At 58.6% G+C, this 15,407-nt stretch carries 14 protein-coding genes; all 14 read left to right on the top strand.

From position 1 onward, the window contains the following. The first annotated feature begins 290 nt into the window (after positions 1–290). The gene (locus Q0915_RS15630) at positions 291–1,286 is read left to right on the top strand and encodes a sugar-binding transcriptional regulator (RefSeq protein ID WP_299475245.1); all 996 of its coding nucleotides are present in this window, start codon (positions 291–293) and stop codon (positions 1,284–1,286) included. Between the two features lie 70 nt (positions 1,287–1,356). Then, positions 1,357–2,355, top strand: a complete 999-nt coding sequence (locus tag Q0915_RS15625) for a BMP family ABC transporter substrate-binding protein (protein WP_299475242.1) — start codon at positions 1,357–1,359, stop codon at positions 2,353–2,355. Between the two features lie 93 nt (positions 2,356–2,448). After that, on the top strand, positions 2,449–3,435 hold the full coding sequence (locus Q0915_RS15620; RefSeq protein WP_299475239.1) for a BMP family ABC transporter substrate-binding protein: 987 nt from the start codon (positions 2,449–2,451) through the stop codon (positions 3,433–3,435). Positions 3,436–3,502: 67 nt separating this feature from the next. Beyond that, positions 3,503–5,053 carry an ABC transporter ATP-binding protein gene (locus tag Q0915_RS15615; RefSeq protein WP_299475236.1) on the top strand — a complete coding sequence of 517 codons (1,551 nt, stop codon included), beginning with the start codon at positions 3,503–3,505 and terminating at the stop codon, positions 5,051–5,053. Continuing rightward, the gene (locus Q0915_RS15610) at positions 5,050–6,156 is read left to right on the top strand and encodes an ABC transporter permease (protein ID WP_299475233.1); all 1,107 of its coding nucleotides are present in this window, start codon (positions 5,050–5,052) and stop codon (positions 6,154–6,156) included. The genes Q0915_RS15615 and Q0915_RS15610 overlap by 4 nt, the downstream gene beginning before the upstream one ends. A gap of 2 nt (positions 6,157–6,158) precedes the next feature. Beyond that, positions 6,159–7,127, top strand: coding sequence for an ABC transporter permease (locus Q0915_RS15605; RefSeq protein WP_299475230.1), 969 nt, complete (start codon positions 6,159–6,161; stop codon positions 7,125–7,127). Further along, complete coding sequence (locus Q0915_RS15600) at positions 7,124–7,534, top strand: cytidine deaminase (RefSeq protein ID WP_299475227.1); 411 nt, start codon at positions 7,124–7,126, stop codon at positions 7,532–7,534. The genes Q0915_RS15605 and Q0915_RS15600 overlap by 4 nt, the downstream gene beginning before the upstream one ends. Before the next feature lie 6 nt (positions 7,535–7,540). Next, a complete protein-coding gene (locus tag Q0915_RS15595) occupies positions 7,541–8,347 on the top strand; it encodes a purine-nucleoside phosphorylase (protein WP_299475225.1) in 807 nt (268 codons plus the stop codon). Then, on the top strand, positions 8,347–9,123 hold the full coding sequence (gene deoC / locus Q0915_RS15590) for a deoxyribose-phosphate aldolase (RefSeq protein WP_299475222.1): 777 nt from the start codon (positions 8,347–8,349) through the stop codon (positions 9,121–9,123). Before Q0915_RS15595 ends, deoC begins: the two co-directional genes overlap by 1 nt. A gap of 24 nt (positions 9,124–9,147) precedes the next feature. Then, positions 9,148–10,464, top strand: a complete 1,317-nt coding sequence (gene deoA, locus Q0915_RS15585; protein WP_299475219.1) for a thymidine phosphorylase — start codon at positions 9,148–9,150, stop codon at positions 10,462–10,464. A gap of 81 nt (positions 10,465–10,545) precedes the next feature. Continuing rightward, a complete protein-coding gene (locus Q0915_RS15580; RefSeq protein ID WP_299475216.1) occupies positions 10,546–11,766 on the top strand; it encodes a phosphopentomutase in 1,221 nt (406 codons plus the stop codon). Positions 11,767–11,820: 54 nt separating this feature from the next. Next, entirely contained in the window at positions 11,821–12,828 is a 1,008-nt protein-coding gene (locus Q0915_RS15575) for an adenosine deaminase (RefSeq protein ID WP_299475213.1), read from the top strand. 15 nt (positions 12,829–12,843) lie between these two features. Further along, positions 12,844–14,085 (top strand): DUF1688 family protein, encoded by a 1,242-nt coding sequence (locus tag Q0915_RS15570; protein WP_299475210.1) that lies wholly within the window; start codon positions 12,844–12,846, stop codon positions 14,083–14,085. A 436-nt stretch (positions 14,086–14,521) separates the two neighbouring features. After that, entirely contained in the window at positions 14,522–15,400 is an 879-nt protein-coding gene (locus Q0915_RS15565; protein WP_299475208.1) for a DUF2306 domain-containing protein, read from the top strand. Positions 15,401–15,407 lie beyond the last annotated feature (7 nt).

Here is a 15,407-nt window from a genome sequence, read left to right as displayed (position 1 = left end):
AATTTGCCTAACGACGTCACATTTCTGACATCGAGAGGCAATTTTTGCCGCCTGGGCTTTGGCGCAAATTTATTGGCAACTGCCCCGAAAAGCAGCAACTTGCCCAAAATTCAGGTGTTTTTTTAGTTGACGAAAGCGCCGGTGCTGGTCATGATCTGAATAAATTCTCACTAGGTGAAGAATTTTTCGGCGCAAATTGCGAAATGGGCGCACGACAAAGAAAAGCTCCCGGGAGGGGCTGCGAATCGTTGGCTGGGTTGTGCCGGTTTTCAGGCGGACCCGATGGGAAGGTGTCGACGCAAATGCAGGTGCGTGAGGACGACTGGACATCTTATATGGCCATCAGGGCGGCCTGGCTGTCTTTCGTGGGCGGTCGCACGCAGGGCGAAATCGCCACTCAACTGGGTGTTTCTCCCGCCAAAGTGCACCGCCTGATCGCCCATGCTCAAAAATCCGGTTACGTGAAGTTCCAGATAGATGGCCGTCCAATGGAATGCCTGCAGCTGGAAAAGGAACTCTCCCGTCATTTCAGGCTTACCAATTGCATCATTGCGCCCGATCTCGGTGGCGGGGACGACGAGGCGGCTTTGCGCGCCATTTCTGTGTCGGCATCGCAATTCCTGACGGGACTGCTCACCGGTCCGAGCGTCACCCGTCTGGGAGTCGGGATGGGCAGAACGCTGACGGCCTCTGTCGAGGCGCTGCCGAAAACAGCTCGCCCCGATCTTGAAATCATGTCCATATGCGGTTCGCTCACACGAACGCTTGCGGCAAACCCTTATGATATTGTCCAGAAGATGCAGGAGCGGACCGGTGGTATCGGCTACTACCTGCCGGTTCCCTATTTTGCGGAAAACCGGGACGAGAAGGCAATGTTCCTGACGCAGCGCAGCGTGCAGGACCTCATGGCGCGGGCCCGTCAATCCGACGCTTTTCTGATCGGCCTGGGATCGGTTGAGAACGAGGGGCATCTGGTTCAGCGCGGAATGATTTCGAAGCAGGAGCAGGAAGAACTGATGTCCTGCGGGGCGGTCTGTGATTTGATGGGCCGATTTTTGACGATTGAAGGAAAACTGGTTCCCAATCCGCTCGGCGATTGCGCCGTCGGACTGCACTTCGATGAAGTGCGCGGGCGCCGCGTTATTGCGCTGGTGGGTGGTGAGAGCAAGGTGGATGCCACGCTTGCTGCATTGCGTACCGGTGTCATCACCGACCTGGTGGCGGACGAGACCCTTGCGAGGGCTTTGAGTGCACGGGTCGGATTGCAGTTGGCACAGTCCGCATGAAGCGGCTGGGTCACGAGGGGAAACGGGCCAGTCAGGATAAGACGGCCCCCGCATGTCGGAGGACATAAACGTGAAAAAGTTTCTTACCATCGGCACGGCGCTTGCCGGACTGGCCTTTTCTGTTGTGAGCGCGACGGCTGATACCAAGCCGGCCGTGCTTTACGATCTCGGTGGCCGCTTCGACAAGTCGTTCAACGAAGCCGCCTATTCCGGCGCTGAAAAGTTCAAAGAGGACTACGGCATCGAATACCGCGACTTCGAAATCCAGAACGACAGCCAGCGTGAGCAGGCGCTTCGCAACTTCGCCAAGCGCGGCATGAACCCGATCGTTGCGATCGGCTTCTCACAGGCCAATGCCGTTGAAAAAGTCGCCAAGGAGTTTCCGGACCTCCAGTTCGCGATCGTCGACATGGTCGTCGACCTTCCGAACGTCCGCTCGATCCTCTTCAAGGAGCATGAAGGCTCCTACATTGTCGGCATGCTTGCGGCCATGGCTTCGGAAACCGGTAAAGTCGGTTTTGTCGGCGGCATGGATATTCCGCTGATCAGCAAGTTCGCCTGTGGCTATAAGCAAGGTGTTGCTGCTGCCAATCCGGACGCTGAAATCTTTGAGAACATGACCGGCACGACGGGCGCGGCCTGGAACGACCCGGTAAAAGGCGGCGAGCTCGCCAAATCCCAGTTCGACCGCGGCGCGGATGTTGTCTATCACGCTGCCGGCGGTACCGGAATCGGCGTGCTTCAGGCCGCTGCGGACGCCGGCAAGCTTGGCATCGGCGTCGACAGCAACCAGAACGGCCTGCATCCCGGTTCCGTTCTGACATCCATGCTGAAGCGTGTTGACATTGCCGTTTACCAGGCCTTCGAAGACGCCGAAAACGACACCTGGTCCTCCGGCTTCGAAGTTCTCGGACTTAAAGAAGGCGGCGTCGACTGGGCGTTGGACGACAACAACGCGGAACTCGTCAACGATGAGATGAAGGCAGCCGTTGAAGAGGCAAGCCAGAAGATCATTACCGGCGAAATCGTCGTTCACGACTACATGTCCGACGAATCCTGCCCGAACTAACACCCACCAAATGCCTCCGCGCGCGCTGCGCGGAGGCTCTCTCGCAAAGTGGTCAGTCGCCCAATCGTTCTGCTGGGGGATCGGATGTTCCGCATGAAATCAGGTGTAGTGTGCGCGGTTGCCGCCGTCGCATTTTCGATGTCTGCCGCGTTCGCTGACCCGGCGATCGTCTATTCCGTCGGAGGCAAATTCGACGGCTCCTTCAATGAAAGCGCCTTTTCCGGCGTCGAACGGTTTCAGGAGGAGACCGGTAAGGCGGTGCGGGAATTCGAACTTGATCGCGACGCGCAAAGTCTCCAGGCACTGCGCAATTTCGCGAGCCGTGGCAGCGAACCGGTTGTCGCGATCGGCTTCAATCAGGCCAACGCGCTCGGGCAGGTGGCTCCGACCTTTCCAGACACGGATTTCGCCATTGTGGATATGGTCGTGGACCAGCCCAATGTCAGATCTTACGTCTTCAAGGAACAGGAGGGCGCCTATATCGCAGGCCTTATGGCGGCGATGGCAACGCAAAGCGGCACGATCGGCTTCGTTGGCGGCATGGATATCCCGATCATCAGGCGCTTCCTGTGCGGCTACAAACAAGGCGCGCTTTCCGTCGATCCTGATATCAACGTGATCTTCAACATGACCGGTGATACGCCTGCTGCATTTACCGACCCGGTCCGTGGCGGTGAGCTGGCGATCGGGCAGATCAAGCGCGGTGCCGACGTGATCATCCAGGCTGCCGGCGGTACAGGCCTCGGGGTTCTGCAGGCGGCGGCGGACGCGGACATTCTGGGTATCGGCACGGACAGCAATCAGAACGGCCTTCATCCCGGCAAGATCCTGACGTCGATCCGAAAGCGTGTCGACAACGCGGTCTATGACAGCTTTCAGGCAGCTGAAAACGATAGTTTCACGCCCGGAATTCAGGTTCTCGGACTTGCCGAAGGGGGCATGGACTGGGTGCTCGACGAAAACAACGCCGGGCTCGTCTCTGACGACATGAAGGCCGCTGCCGAGGCTGCCGTCAATGACATCTCGAACGGAACCGTTAAGGTTCATGATGTCGTTACCGAAGGCGCGTGCCCGTTCTGAAGAAACAGGGCAGCCACAGGGGGCAACAGACAATGATAAAGAACAACCGTCAGGCCTGGGGGAAGGCATGAGCGATACGCCGGCAATCGAGCTGCGAAAGATCAACAAGAGTTTTGGTCCGGTCCATGCCAACAGGGACATAGACCTTGTGGTGAAGAAAGGATCCATTCACGGGATCATCGGGGAGAACGGCGCGGGCAAGTCGACGCTGATGTCGATCCTCTACGGATTTTATCACGCGGACAACGGTGACATTGTCGTAGATGGCAAGAAGGTGGTGATCCCTGATTCCAAGGCCGCCATCGCCATGGGTATCGGCATGGTGCACCAGCATTTCATGCTCGTCGACAATTTCTCTGTCCTGGAAAATGTCGTTCTGGGCGCGGAAGACAGCCAACTGCTGGCAGGTGGTCTGAACCGCGCACGTGCCGAGTTGAAGCGGCTGGAGGATGAGTATGAACTTCGGGTTGACCCTGATGCCCTGATCGAGGATCTGCCGGTCGGCCTGCAGCAACGCGTCGAGATTTTGAAGGCGCTCTACCGCAGCGCCGAGATCCTCATCCTGGATGAGCCGACAGGCGTCTTGACCCCCGCGGAAGCTGATCATCTCTTCAAGATCCTCGAAGTGCTCAGAAACGAGGGCAAGACAGTTCTCCTGATCACGCACAAGCTGCGCGAGATCATGGCGATCACCGACACGGTCTCCGTCATGCGGCGCGGCGAGATGGTTGCCACCGTGGAAACCAAGGACACATCCATGGAAAAGCTCGCGGAGCTGATGGTCGGCCGGTCGGTCTTGTTGCGCGTCGACAAGAAACCGGCTGAACCCGAAGCGCCCGTGATGGAAGTCAGCAACCTGACGGTGACGGACAGCCGGGGCGTACAGGTGGTCAAGGACGTCTCCTTCTCGGTCCGAGCCGGCGAAATCGTCGGCATTGCCGGCGTTTCAGGCAATGGCCAGTCCGAGTTGCTGGAGACGCTTTCCGGAATTCGCCGGGCGACAAGCGGGACCCTGAAAATTCATGGCGAAACGATAGATCTGGGAACAAGCACGCTCAATGCCGCCGACATGCGTGAAAAAAGCATGGCACACGTCCCCGAAGACCGTCACCGCATGGGTCTGATCAACAGTTTCACCGAATATGAGAATTCCATTCTCGGCTATCATCGCGATCCCGCTTATTCCAAAGGCCTTTTGATGGATCTTGCTGCCATCAAGAAAAACGCGGTTGCCGAAATCGAGAGATACGACATCCGCCCGCCCAATCCGATGCTGAAAACGGCCAACTTCTCAGGTGGTAATCAGCAGAAGATCGTGCTTGCACGCGAAATCGAGCGGGATCCGGAAGTGCTTCTGGTCGGCCAGCCGACGCGGGGTGTCGATATCGGTGCGATCGAATTCATTCACCGGCGACTTGTTGAAATGCGGGACGCCGGCAAGGGCATTTTGCTGGTCTCGGTGGAACTGGATGAAATCCGGGCGTTGTCGGACAGGGTTCTCGTCATGTTCGACGGCAGGATTGTAGGTGAGCGCGGTGCCAACGCCGAAGAGGGCGATCTCGGGTTGCTCATGGCCGGTGTCGACAACAACAACTCGGTTGAAGGAGGTGTCCAATGACCCCGGGCCAGTTGCCACGCTGGGTCGACCTCGGTCTGATCCCCTTCCTGAACCTTGCCGCGGCCTTTCTCGTGTCCGGCCTTGTCGTTGTCCTGATCGGCGAAAACCCTCTCGAGGCGGTCCAGATTCTCGTCTGGGGCTCGCTCGGATATGGCGAAGGCATCGGCTTCACGCTGTTTTATGCGACCAACTTCATTTTCACCGGGCTTGCGGTTGCCGTGGCTTTTCATGCCGGTCTATTCAATATCGGCGGTGAGGGACAGGCCTACCTCGGCGGTCTCGGTGTCGCCGTGGCGTGCCTTGCGTTTGACACGGTCGTTCCATGGTATCTGACCCTGCCGTTTGCGATTATCGGTTCCGCCGCAATGGGGGCAGCGTGGGCCTTCATCCCCGCGTGGCTGCAGGCAACGCGCGGCAGCCACGTCGTCATCACAACGATCATGTTCAACTTCATCGCATCGTCGTTGATGGTCTATCTGCTCAACGGAGTGCTGAAGGAAAGGGGCTCCATGCAGCCCGAGACCCGGACATTCGAGGCGGGCGGCCGACTGCCGTTTTTGAATGACCTCTTTCCGTCATTCGGCTTTGGATACGCACCGGTCAATCTGTCACTCTTCGTGGCACTCGCCGCGTGTGTGCTGGTCTGGCTCTTGATCTGGCGCACGAAACTCGGTTTTGAAATCCGGTCTTTCGGCGCAAACGCAACTGCCGCTGTCTACGCGGGTATCTCACCGGTCAGGACAATCGTCATCACGATGCTGATTTCTGGCGGTCTTGCGGGAATGATGGCCATCAACGAGATCATGGGGTCCCAGCATCGTCTCCTGATCGATTTCGTGACCGGCTACGGCTTTGTCGGGATCGCTGTCGCGCTGATGGGCCGAGCCCACCCGGTTGGAATTATTCTCGCGGCAATCCTGTTTGGAATGCTGTACCAGGGCGGCGCTGAACTTTCGTTCGAGATGCCGAATATTACGAGGGACATGATCATCGTTATCCAGGGGCTGGTGATCCTGTTTGCCGGTGCGTTGGAATATATGTTCCGGCCTGCGATCATCCGGCTGTTTGCGCCCGCACAGCCCCTTAAGGCGAAGGAGGCGTAATCATGTTCGAAGATTTCATCCTGATCCTCGATTCAACCGTACGCCTGTCCACACCGCTGCTTTTGGCGTGCCTTGCCGGTCTTTATTCGGAGCGTTCGGGCGTTGTCGATATCGGCCTTGAGGGCAAGATGCTCGGCGCTGCCTTTGGCGCGGGTGCTGTGGCATACATTACGGCGAACGCCTGGCTTGGACTTATGGCAGGTATTGCTGTGTCCGTATCGCTTGGGTTGCTGCATGGGTTTGCATCGATTTCGAACCGCGGCAACCAGATCGTCTCCGGCGTGGCCATCAACTTCCTTGCAGCCGGTCTGACGGCCCTGCTCGGGCAAACCTGGTTCCGCCAGGGCGGCCGCACGCCGGCACTGCCGGAAGGTGGCCGGTTCACCGACATCGCCTGGCCGTTTGCAGAACAGATCCGTGACGTACCGGTCATCGGCCCGATCTACACGGAGCTCCTTTCGAGCCACAACATTCTGGTTTACGCCGCATTCCTTGCCGTGCCGCTGACATGGTGGGTGCTGTTCCGCACGCGCTTCGGCCTGCGCCTGCGCGCCGTCGGTGAAAATCCGGCGGCCGTCGACACGGCCGGAATATCGGTTACCTGGCTGCGTTACCGAGCCGTGATTGCCTGCGGGATACTGTGCGGATTTGCCGGAGCCTATCTTTCCATCGCGCAAGGCGCTGGGTTCGGGGTCAACATGACAGCCGGCAAGGGCTTCATTGCACTTGCGGCGCTCATCTTCGCCAAATGGCGGCCGGCCAGCGCGATGCTGACGTGCCTGCTCTTCGGCTTCCTTGATGCAGTGGCAATCCGCATGCAGGGCCAGGAAGTGCCCGGCATCGGTGAGATACCGGTGCAGTTCTTCCAGGCGCTGCCCTACATTCTGACAGTGATCCTTCTGGCAGGGTTTATCGGCAAGGCGATTCCCCCGAAAGCGGCCGGAATTCCCTATCTCAAGGAGCGTTCATGAGCGATTTGAGCGCGCTTTTTGAAGCGGCCAAAGCGGTCCGTGAAAAAGCCTACGCGCCCTATTCGAACTTCCTTGTCGGCGCGGCCTTCCGCACGCCCGATGGCACGGTTTTTACCGGCTGCAACGTTGAAAACGCGTCGTACCCTGTGAGCGTGTGCGCGGAAGGGGGTGCCGTTAGCGCCATGATCGCGGCCGGTTACCGGGAGATCGCGGAAGCGGTGGTTGTTGGCGATGCCGCGCTGTGCACACCGTGCGGCGTGTGTCGTCAGCGTTTCGCCGAATTCGGAACGGAAAATCTGGTTGTTCATGTCGCCGACCTGAATGGCATCAAGCAAAGCTTCACGCTTGAGGAATTGCTGCCGGCCGCATTTGAACTTGAAGACAAAGCGAAAGACGAGAAGGACTGACCCTCGATGAGTGGTTATGGACGTGAATGCGCGGACATTGTCCGTGCAGCCCGCAAAGGTTCCTACAAGATCGGCATGATCCTCGGCTCCGGGCTTGGGGCTCTGGCCGAAGAGGTCGAGGATGCGGTTCGCATTCCTTATGGACACCTGACGGAGTTTCCCGTGTCCACCGTGACATCTCATTCCAGCGAGCTTGTCGCAGGAACGCTGTCCGGCGTTCCGGTGGTCATCCTGTCCGGACGGGCGCACTATTACGAATCCGGCAATCCTTCGGTCATGCGAACACCCGTTGAAACGCTTAAGGAGCTCGGCTGCGAAGTCCTGTTGGCCACCAACGCTGCCGGGTCTCTTCGCGAGGAAGTCGCGCCTGGTTCGCCGATGCTCATTTCAGATCATATCAACTGGTCGGGCAAGAACCCCCTGATCGGCGAAGAGGACGAGAAACGCTTTTTGGACCTGAGTGCGGCTTATGACGCCGATCTGCAGGCAGCGATGAAGAAGGTCGCCGCCGAGACGGGCGATCCGATTGCCGACGGGGTCTACATGTGGTTCTCAGGTCCGTCGTTTGAAACACCGGCTGAGATCCGCGCCGCCAAGTTGCTGGGGGCCGATGCCGTTGGCATGTCGACTGTTCCCGAAGTCATCATTGCCCGTTTCCTGGGTCTGCGGGTTGCCGCCATGTCGATCATTACAAACTATGGTGCCGGAATGCAGACACATGCCCTTTCACACGACGAAACCAAGTCGGTCGCACTGAAAGGCATGGAGCGTATGAAGCAGCTTGTGCGCGCATTTGTGAAGGAGGTCGGCTGATGAGCGACAGGATTGAAAACGCCAAACGTGCCCTCGGGCTCGTCGATCTGACCAATCTTAACGATGACTGCTCGGCGGCAGACATCACGGAGCTTACCGGCCGCACGGTGACGGATCATGGTTCTGTAGCCGCCGTCTGCGTCTGGCCGGGATTTGTGGCGCAGGCAGTCAAGGAACTGACGGGAACGGGCGTCAAGGTCGCGACCGTTGTCAACTTCCCGGAAGGAGGGGAAGACACCGGCGCCGTTGTCGCAGAGACTGAAAAGGCGATTGAGGACGGTGCCGACGAAATCGACCTTGTCATGGCCTACAAGGCGTTTGCGGACGGGCGAAAAGGCTTTGCCGAAGAACAGATCATCAGGGTCAAGGCGGCAATACCCGCACCTGCGATCCTGAAGGTCATACTGGAAACCGGCGAAATCAAGGATCCGCTTCTGATCCACGCAGCCGCGAATATCGCGATCGGAGCGGGCGCTGACTTCATCAAGACATCCACCGGCAAGGTGCCGGTCAATGCCACGCTAGAAGCCGCGGAAATCATGCTGACCGCGATCGAGGAAGCCCGCAGGGACAATGCGGAGCACATCGTCGGTTTCAAACCTGCCGGCGGGATCAAGACAAGCGAGGATGCGGAATCCTACCTGGCGCTGGCCGACAGGATCATGGGGCACAATTGGGCGTCCTCATCGACGTTCCGCTTCGGTGCGAGCGGCCTTTTGGACGCGCTGATCGCGACCATCGAGGGCACTGAAGCCGCGCCCGGCCAGGGCTATTGAACGGCACACATAAGGATACAGATAATGCTGCCGCAGGAACTCATTCGGAAGAAGCGGGACGGTGGCGTCCTAACCGCCGAGGAAATTGCATTCTTCGTCCGGGGTCTTGCCGATCACTCTGTGACCGAGGGACAGGTGTCCGCGCTCGCGATGGCTGTCTTTTTCAAGGGTCTTACTGTCGACGAGCGCGTCGCGCTCACGCTCGCCATGCGGGACAGCGGCGATGTCATGAACTGGATGGAAGTCGAAGCCCCGATCCTCGACAAGCATTCGACGGGTGGCGTTGGAGACAACGTGTCGCTGATGCTGGCGCCCGCGCTTGCTGCGTGCGGCGCCGCCGTGCCGATGATTTCCGGTCGCGGTCTCGGCCACACCGGCGGAACGCTTGACAAGTTCGACAGCATTCCGGGCTATCAGACCCAGCCGGACAATCTCCTGTTCAAGAAAGTCGTCCGTGACATCGGCTGCGCCGTGATCGGCCAGACCGGTAATCTTGCTCCCGCGGACAAGCGTTTTTACGCGATACGGGACGTAACCGCGACGGTGGAAAGCATTGATCTGATCACCGCGTCCATTTTGTCCAAGAAACTGGCAGCCGGTCTTCAGGGCCTCGTCCTCGATGTCAAATGGGGAACGGGTGCATTCATGGCCTCATTGGAAGAGGCAAGGGCACTTGCCGAGAGCCTGGTCCTGGTCGCCAACGGTGCCGGCTTGAAAACGACCGCTCTCCTGACAGACATGAACGAGCCTCTCGCGTCAGCGGCCGGCAATGCAATTGAGATGCAAAATGCGGTCGACTTCCTGAAAGGGACCTCGGTCGACAACCGTCTTTGGGATGTGACTGTAGCCCAGGGCGGCGAATTGCTGGCATCCGGCGGCATCGCACCCTCGGCGGATGTAGGTTCGGAGATGATGCGCGAAGCGTTCGACAGCGGCAAGGCCGCCGAAAAGTTCGCGCAGATGGTCCACGCGCTCGGCGGTCCCGTCGATTTCCTGGAGAAGAGTGAGCTTTACCTGGCAAAAGCTCCGGTACAGGCTCCGATTTATGCCGAAACGGAAGGAACGGTGACGGCCGTTGATGCTCGCGCTGTCGGCGTCGCCGTCGTTGCTCTTGGGGGCGGGCGAAGAGCGGCTGCGGACATCATCGACCCGTCCGTCGGCCTGACCGATCTTGCCGGCATCGGCAACTCCGTGGACGCGGATGCGCCGCTTGCGATCGTGCATGCGCGCTCTGAAGAAGAGGCTGAGCACGCGGCAATAGCCATTCGAAACGCCTATACGATCGGATCGCCAGTCGACGTTGCCGACAACCCCAGCGTTGTCGACCGTATCGCGCTCTGAGCCAAAACCGACCGGACCTCTCGGTCCGGTTGGTCACCGGTCCGTTCGACCGGCAAAAAATATAGATTTGAGGAGACACCCATGCCAAGAGCAATCCTGTGCGTGCTCGACAGTTTCGGTATCGGAGGCGCCGCGGACGCGGAGGCGTTCGGGGATGTCGGGTCCGATACGCTCGGCCATATCGCGGAGTATTGTGCGCAGGGCAAAGGCGACCGGGACGGTTTGCGGAGCGGGCTGCTTCAGCTGCCTAACATGGATCGGCTTGGACTGGGTGCCGCCGGACGGCTTTCCACCGGCAAGACAATCCCCGGGCTTGATTATGCCGGCGACCCTCAAGGCCTTTGGGGCTATGCCGCGGAAGTTTCCAACGGCAAGGATACACCGTCGGGCCACTGGGAAATTGCAGGTGTTCCCGTTCGCTTCGACTGGGGCTATTTCCCAGCGGAAATCCCTGCTTTTCCGGCAGACCTCATCAGCAAGATCAGCGAAGCAGCAGGGCTTGATGGTATTCTTGGAAACAAACATGCCTCAGGCACCGAGATCATCGCCGAACTTGGTGAAGCCCATGTTGAAACGGGAAAGCCGATTTTCTACACATCTGCGGATTCCGTGATCCAGATCGCAGCCCACGAAGAGCATTTCGGCCTGGAACGGCTGCTGAAGCTTTGCGAAACCACAAGGGAATTTGCCGACCCGTACAACATCGGACGCGTGATCGCGCGCCCGTTTCTGGGCGAGACTTCGCAGACATTCGAAAGAACCGCCAATCGCCGCGACTATTCGGTCCTGCCGCCTGAGCCAACCTTGCTGGACCGTTTGAGTTCCAATGGACGCACTGTGATAGGCGTCGGCAAGATATCAGACATTTTTGCCCATCAGGGTGTTGCGAAAGTGCTGAAGGGAGCGGGCAACGATCAGCTGTTCGAAAAGACGCTCGAAGCCATGGAAATGGTCGGTGACGGTGACCTTGTGTTTTCGAACTTCATCGATTTCGACTCGCTCTACGGTCACCGCAGGGACGTGCCGGGCTATGCGGCAGCGCTTGAGCATTTCGACCGGCGGCTTCCGGAAATGATCGACAGGATGCAGCCCGGCGACCTCTTGATCCTGACCGCCGACCACGGCTGCGATCCGACCTGGAAGGGAACAGATCACACGCGCGAGAATGTTCCGGTCATTGCAACAGGGCCCGGATTGGCGGGACGAGGCGTTGGCGGACGCAAAACCTATGCAGATATCGGTGAGAGTGTTGCGGAGCATCTCGGTATCGCGCAAGGTCCCCACGGTGCGAGTTTTCTTTAACGTGGCAATGGGTGTTCGTCCCGTCACAAACCAGTTTGGCAGGTCCCGCCTGAAATGAGTCAGAACGTGAATGTCCCAAAGGCGGAACTGCATTGCCACATTGAAGGCGCGGCTCCAACAAATCTGGTCAAACGTCTTGCCGGCAGACATGGTGTCGACGTCTCCGAGGTGATCGATTCCAAGGGTAAATATGTCTGGTCGGATTTCACCAGCTTCCTGAAGGCCTATGACGTCGCAAGTTCCGTCTTCAAGGTTCCGGCGGACTACGCGCTTCTTGCAGAGACCTATTTCCGGATGATGGCGGCCGAAGGTGCCATCTACGGCGAGATCACGATCTCCCCGGACCATGCGCAGGCGGCCGGTCTTTCCTACCGGTCCTATGTCGAGGGTCTGGCAGCCGGTATAGAGCGGGCGAAAACCGAAACGGCGATTGAAGGCCGGATGATCGCGATCGGTATCCGTCATTTCGGGTCAGCTTCGGTCGAGCGGGTCGTCAAGGAAGTGGTTGCCAATCCCCATCCCCTGGTTACCGGCTTCGGCCTTGCCGGCGATGAAAGATCGGGACATCCCGCCAATTTTTCCAGAGCGTTTCGCATAGCTGCCGACGCTGGACTCGGCACCACCGCGCACGCCGGAGAATTTGGCGGTCCCGACAGCGTCATTGCGGCAATGGAGTTTCTGCGCGTCAAGCGCATTGGCCATGGCGTTCGGGCGATCGAAGACCGAGGCCTCGTCGAGCGCCTTGTCGATGAGGAAATCGTGCTGGAAGTTTGTCCGGGGTCGAATGTCGCTCTCGGCGTTTACTCCCACCTCCGTTTTCACCCTGTCAATATCCTGCGCAAGGAAGGGGTCAAGATCACGCTGAACTCAGACGATCCCCCCTACTTCGGCACGACGCTCGGCAAGGAATACACTTCCGTCGCCGATACATTCGGCTGGTCCTTTGAAGACCAGATGGCGATAACAAGAACTGCCATTGAGGCCGCATTTTGCGACACGGCCACCAAGAAGCGGCTTTTGGTAAGACTGGACAGCGCGAACCAGCAGGACAGCGACGGCTGACGGAGGTGTTTCAAGATGGAGCCCTTGAATTCGAAACTGGCACTGTTCAAGCCGCAGGAAATCCGGCGCAGGTCTGACGATCTTCTCCAGCAAGCGACCGGCAGCGGTCTCAAGCATGTTCAGGTGGACATGTCGAAGCTCGGCGATACGCTTCTGATGGTCCTGGAAACGACTAAGGAAAACTACCCGGATTTTCATATCCCGCCTTATGGCGTCTGGCGGGATTTTGAAGCCGGTGGCATTGACCGTTGGGCGGCACTTGCCAACGCCCGGTCGTACGAAAACGCCGGGGAAATGCTGGCCGCCGCTGCGGATCTCGCTGTCCTCAGCGCTTACATGAAAACCATGCACCCGCGCGATTGGGCCTATGAAGACCAGATGACCGAGACCAGCGTCTCGGGAAAACAGGCATCGGCGCTGGCAGCGTTTCATATGTTTGCGTCTGGCTCCTTTTCCAGCGAAATGACGGATCCTTACCGTGTCGATGCGGAAACTCTGATCCGGATGGAAAAGGATGAACTCGCCTCCGGTCTGCAGTGGGATCTGCAGGATGATGCGGATCTCCTGGAAGCCATGCAGCAGCATCTCAAACGTCTGGGCGAAGCGCTGGCGTTGCGATCGGATATGTTTTCAGAAGGGTATTTCACGCGTCCGGGCCTGCTCATGGTCCAATTGGCGCGGGAAGACGAAAACGCGGTCAGCGCGGAAACACTGCTCGACAAACTGTTGGAAGCGCTCGCGCCCGTATGGCTGGGAGGTGCCGAGCTTGACGACATCACGCTCGGCGACAGTTTCCTGCACGCTTCGTTGCAGGATGGCGAACCTGCTACTGTTTTTCCGTTCCACATGGCAGCGCAGGAAATGGTCTATTCCCTGGTCGAACCGTTTGCATGGGCCGGACTTGAAGTCAGTGACCTCGATCTCCTGACGGCTCCGGCCGATGATGCGCACGCCGCCCTGTTTGTCCAGACAGGAGTTCTGAAGATCAAGGACGGACCCGAAGCGCCGACGGAAGCCGGTGTGCGCGACCGGATGATCGAAATTCGTGCGGTCACCGGTGCGCTTACAGACAAGCTCGCACAGCTGTTGCGCCGGGAACTGGAAGTGCCTGCCGGGCAACTGCCGTTGACCTGCATCCTGGAGGGCGGCACAAGTCGGGCAGGAAACCGGATTTTGGAAAAATCAGGCAACGAGACCGCAAAACTCGGGCGCTATCTCAATCCGGGGGCTGTTTTCTGGTTGCCGTTCGGGGCGTAGGTCCTGAAGATCGAAAGTAACAGGAACGGTCTTGGGCATCGTGGAACCATTGCTCAGGACAACGAATTTCCGTCGAGCCGGTCTGTGACACAGGGTCCGAGTTGACCGTGATCCGCTCGGCCTTTCGGCAGGCTATCCAACCAAACCAAAGCTCGCGTGTCTCGTCCCGTGGAACCCGCTTCTAGCCAGTCGTGTTGAGCATCGGACAGCCGGGTTCACACGACGCAATTCGCGCCGGCTTTCCAGCCCTCAAGTTGAAAAGCTGCCTCCCGGCTGCGTCCGGTTTCCGGCATGTTTCGCATTTGAGCAACACTGGACGGGAAAATCGGCGCTTGTGGAGTGTCCCGCATCACAGGGTAACGGGCCCGTTATCGCACAGATTGTCCTCAAGGACGGCAAATTGCCTGCCGCGTTGAACACAGACGAGGATTTTCTGATGCGACCCGTGCTGATCGGCTTCACAAAAAACTGCGCAATCACCTTGCAAAGCGCAGCGCCCCGGCAAAACGTCTTGCAGGTCATTGCCATTCTGTTGCTTCTCTTCTGCTTGGTTTTTGCAGCCTTCATGGCCTGGAAAATGATCTTCTACATCGCGTGGCAATTCGGCGCGCAAGTCCAGGACTCGTTTCCGCTGGTCTACGAGACTTCCATGTTCCTAAAGATGGCAGCAGCGCACCCGAAACTGCCGTTCTTTGCGCACGGTATTGCAGGGACCGTCGCCATGGTCAGTGGAGCTATCCAGTTCCTTGCGATTTTGTGCGGGGTCAAGTCACGCTGGCACGCGGTTCTCGGGAAGATATACGCAGTTTCGGCTATCATCGCATCCACGACGGCGATCCCGCTGGCATGGAGTCTTCACCACGACATGCTGTTGACCAGCATAGCCTATACGGCCGGCGCTATCGGCTGGTGCCTGTCGACCCTTATTGCCGTTCATACGATCATGTCCGGTGATCTGGAGCGGCACATTGCCTGGATCATTCGCAGCTATTCCTATCTTGCGATGGTCGTGACCGCGCGTCTTTTGCTTGCTTCCGGCGCGCTCGCCGGATCGGGTGAATGGAATTTCGAGATGATAAAACTCCAGTATGCCGTCACAATCGTCGCGACATTCTTCATAAACTGGGGCCTTGGCGAGTGGATCGTGGCCACGGTGAGGGAACGGAGAAGAAAAACGCTTGCTCGGAGTGTCAGCTCGCTGCCTGTCGCGCGGCCCATGCCGGATGCGGCATACGCCATCCAGACCTCCAGCCGGTCGCGGCAGCCATACCCCACAATCGCAGGCCGCACGCGTGTTTTGGGTATTGGTGCCTAAATTGTTG

The organism is uncultured Roseibium sp. (assembly GCF_947494555.1).
In the GTDB taxonomy this organism is placed as follows: Bacteria; Pseudomonadota; Alphaproteobacteria; order Rhizobiales; family Stappiaceae; genus Roseibium.
The sequence above is the reverse complement of the archived record's forward strand: the minus strand, read 5'-3'. Positions and strand labels throughout refer to the sequence as shown.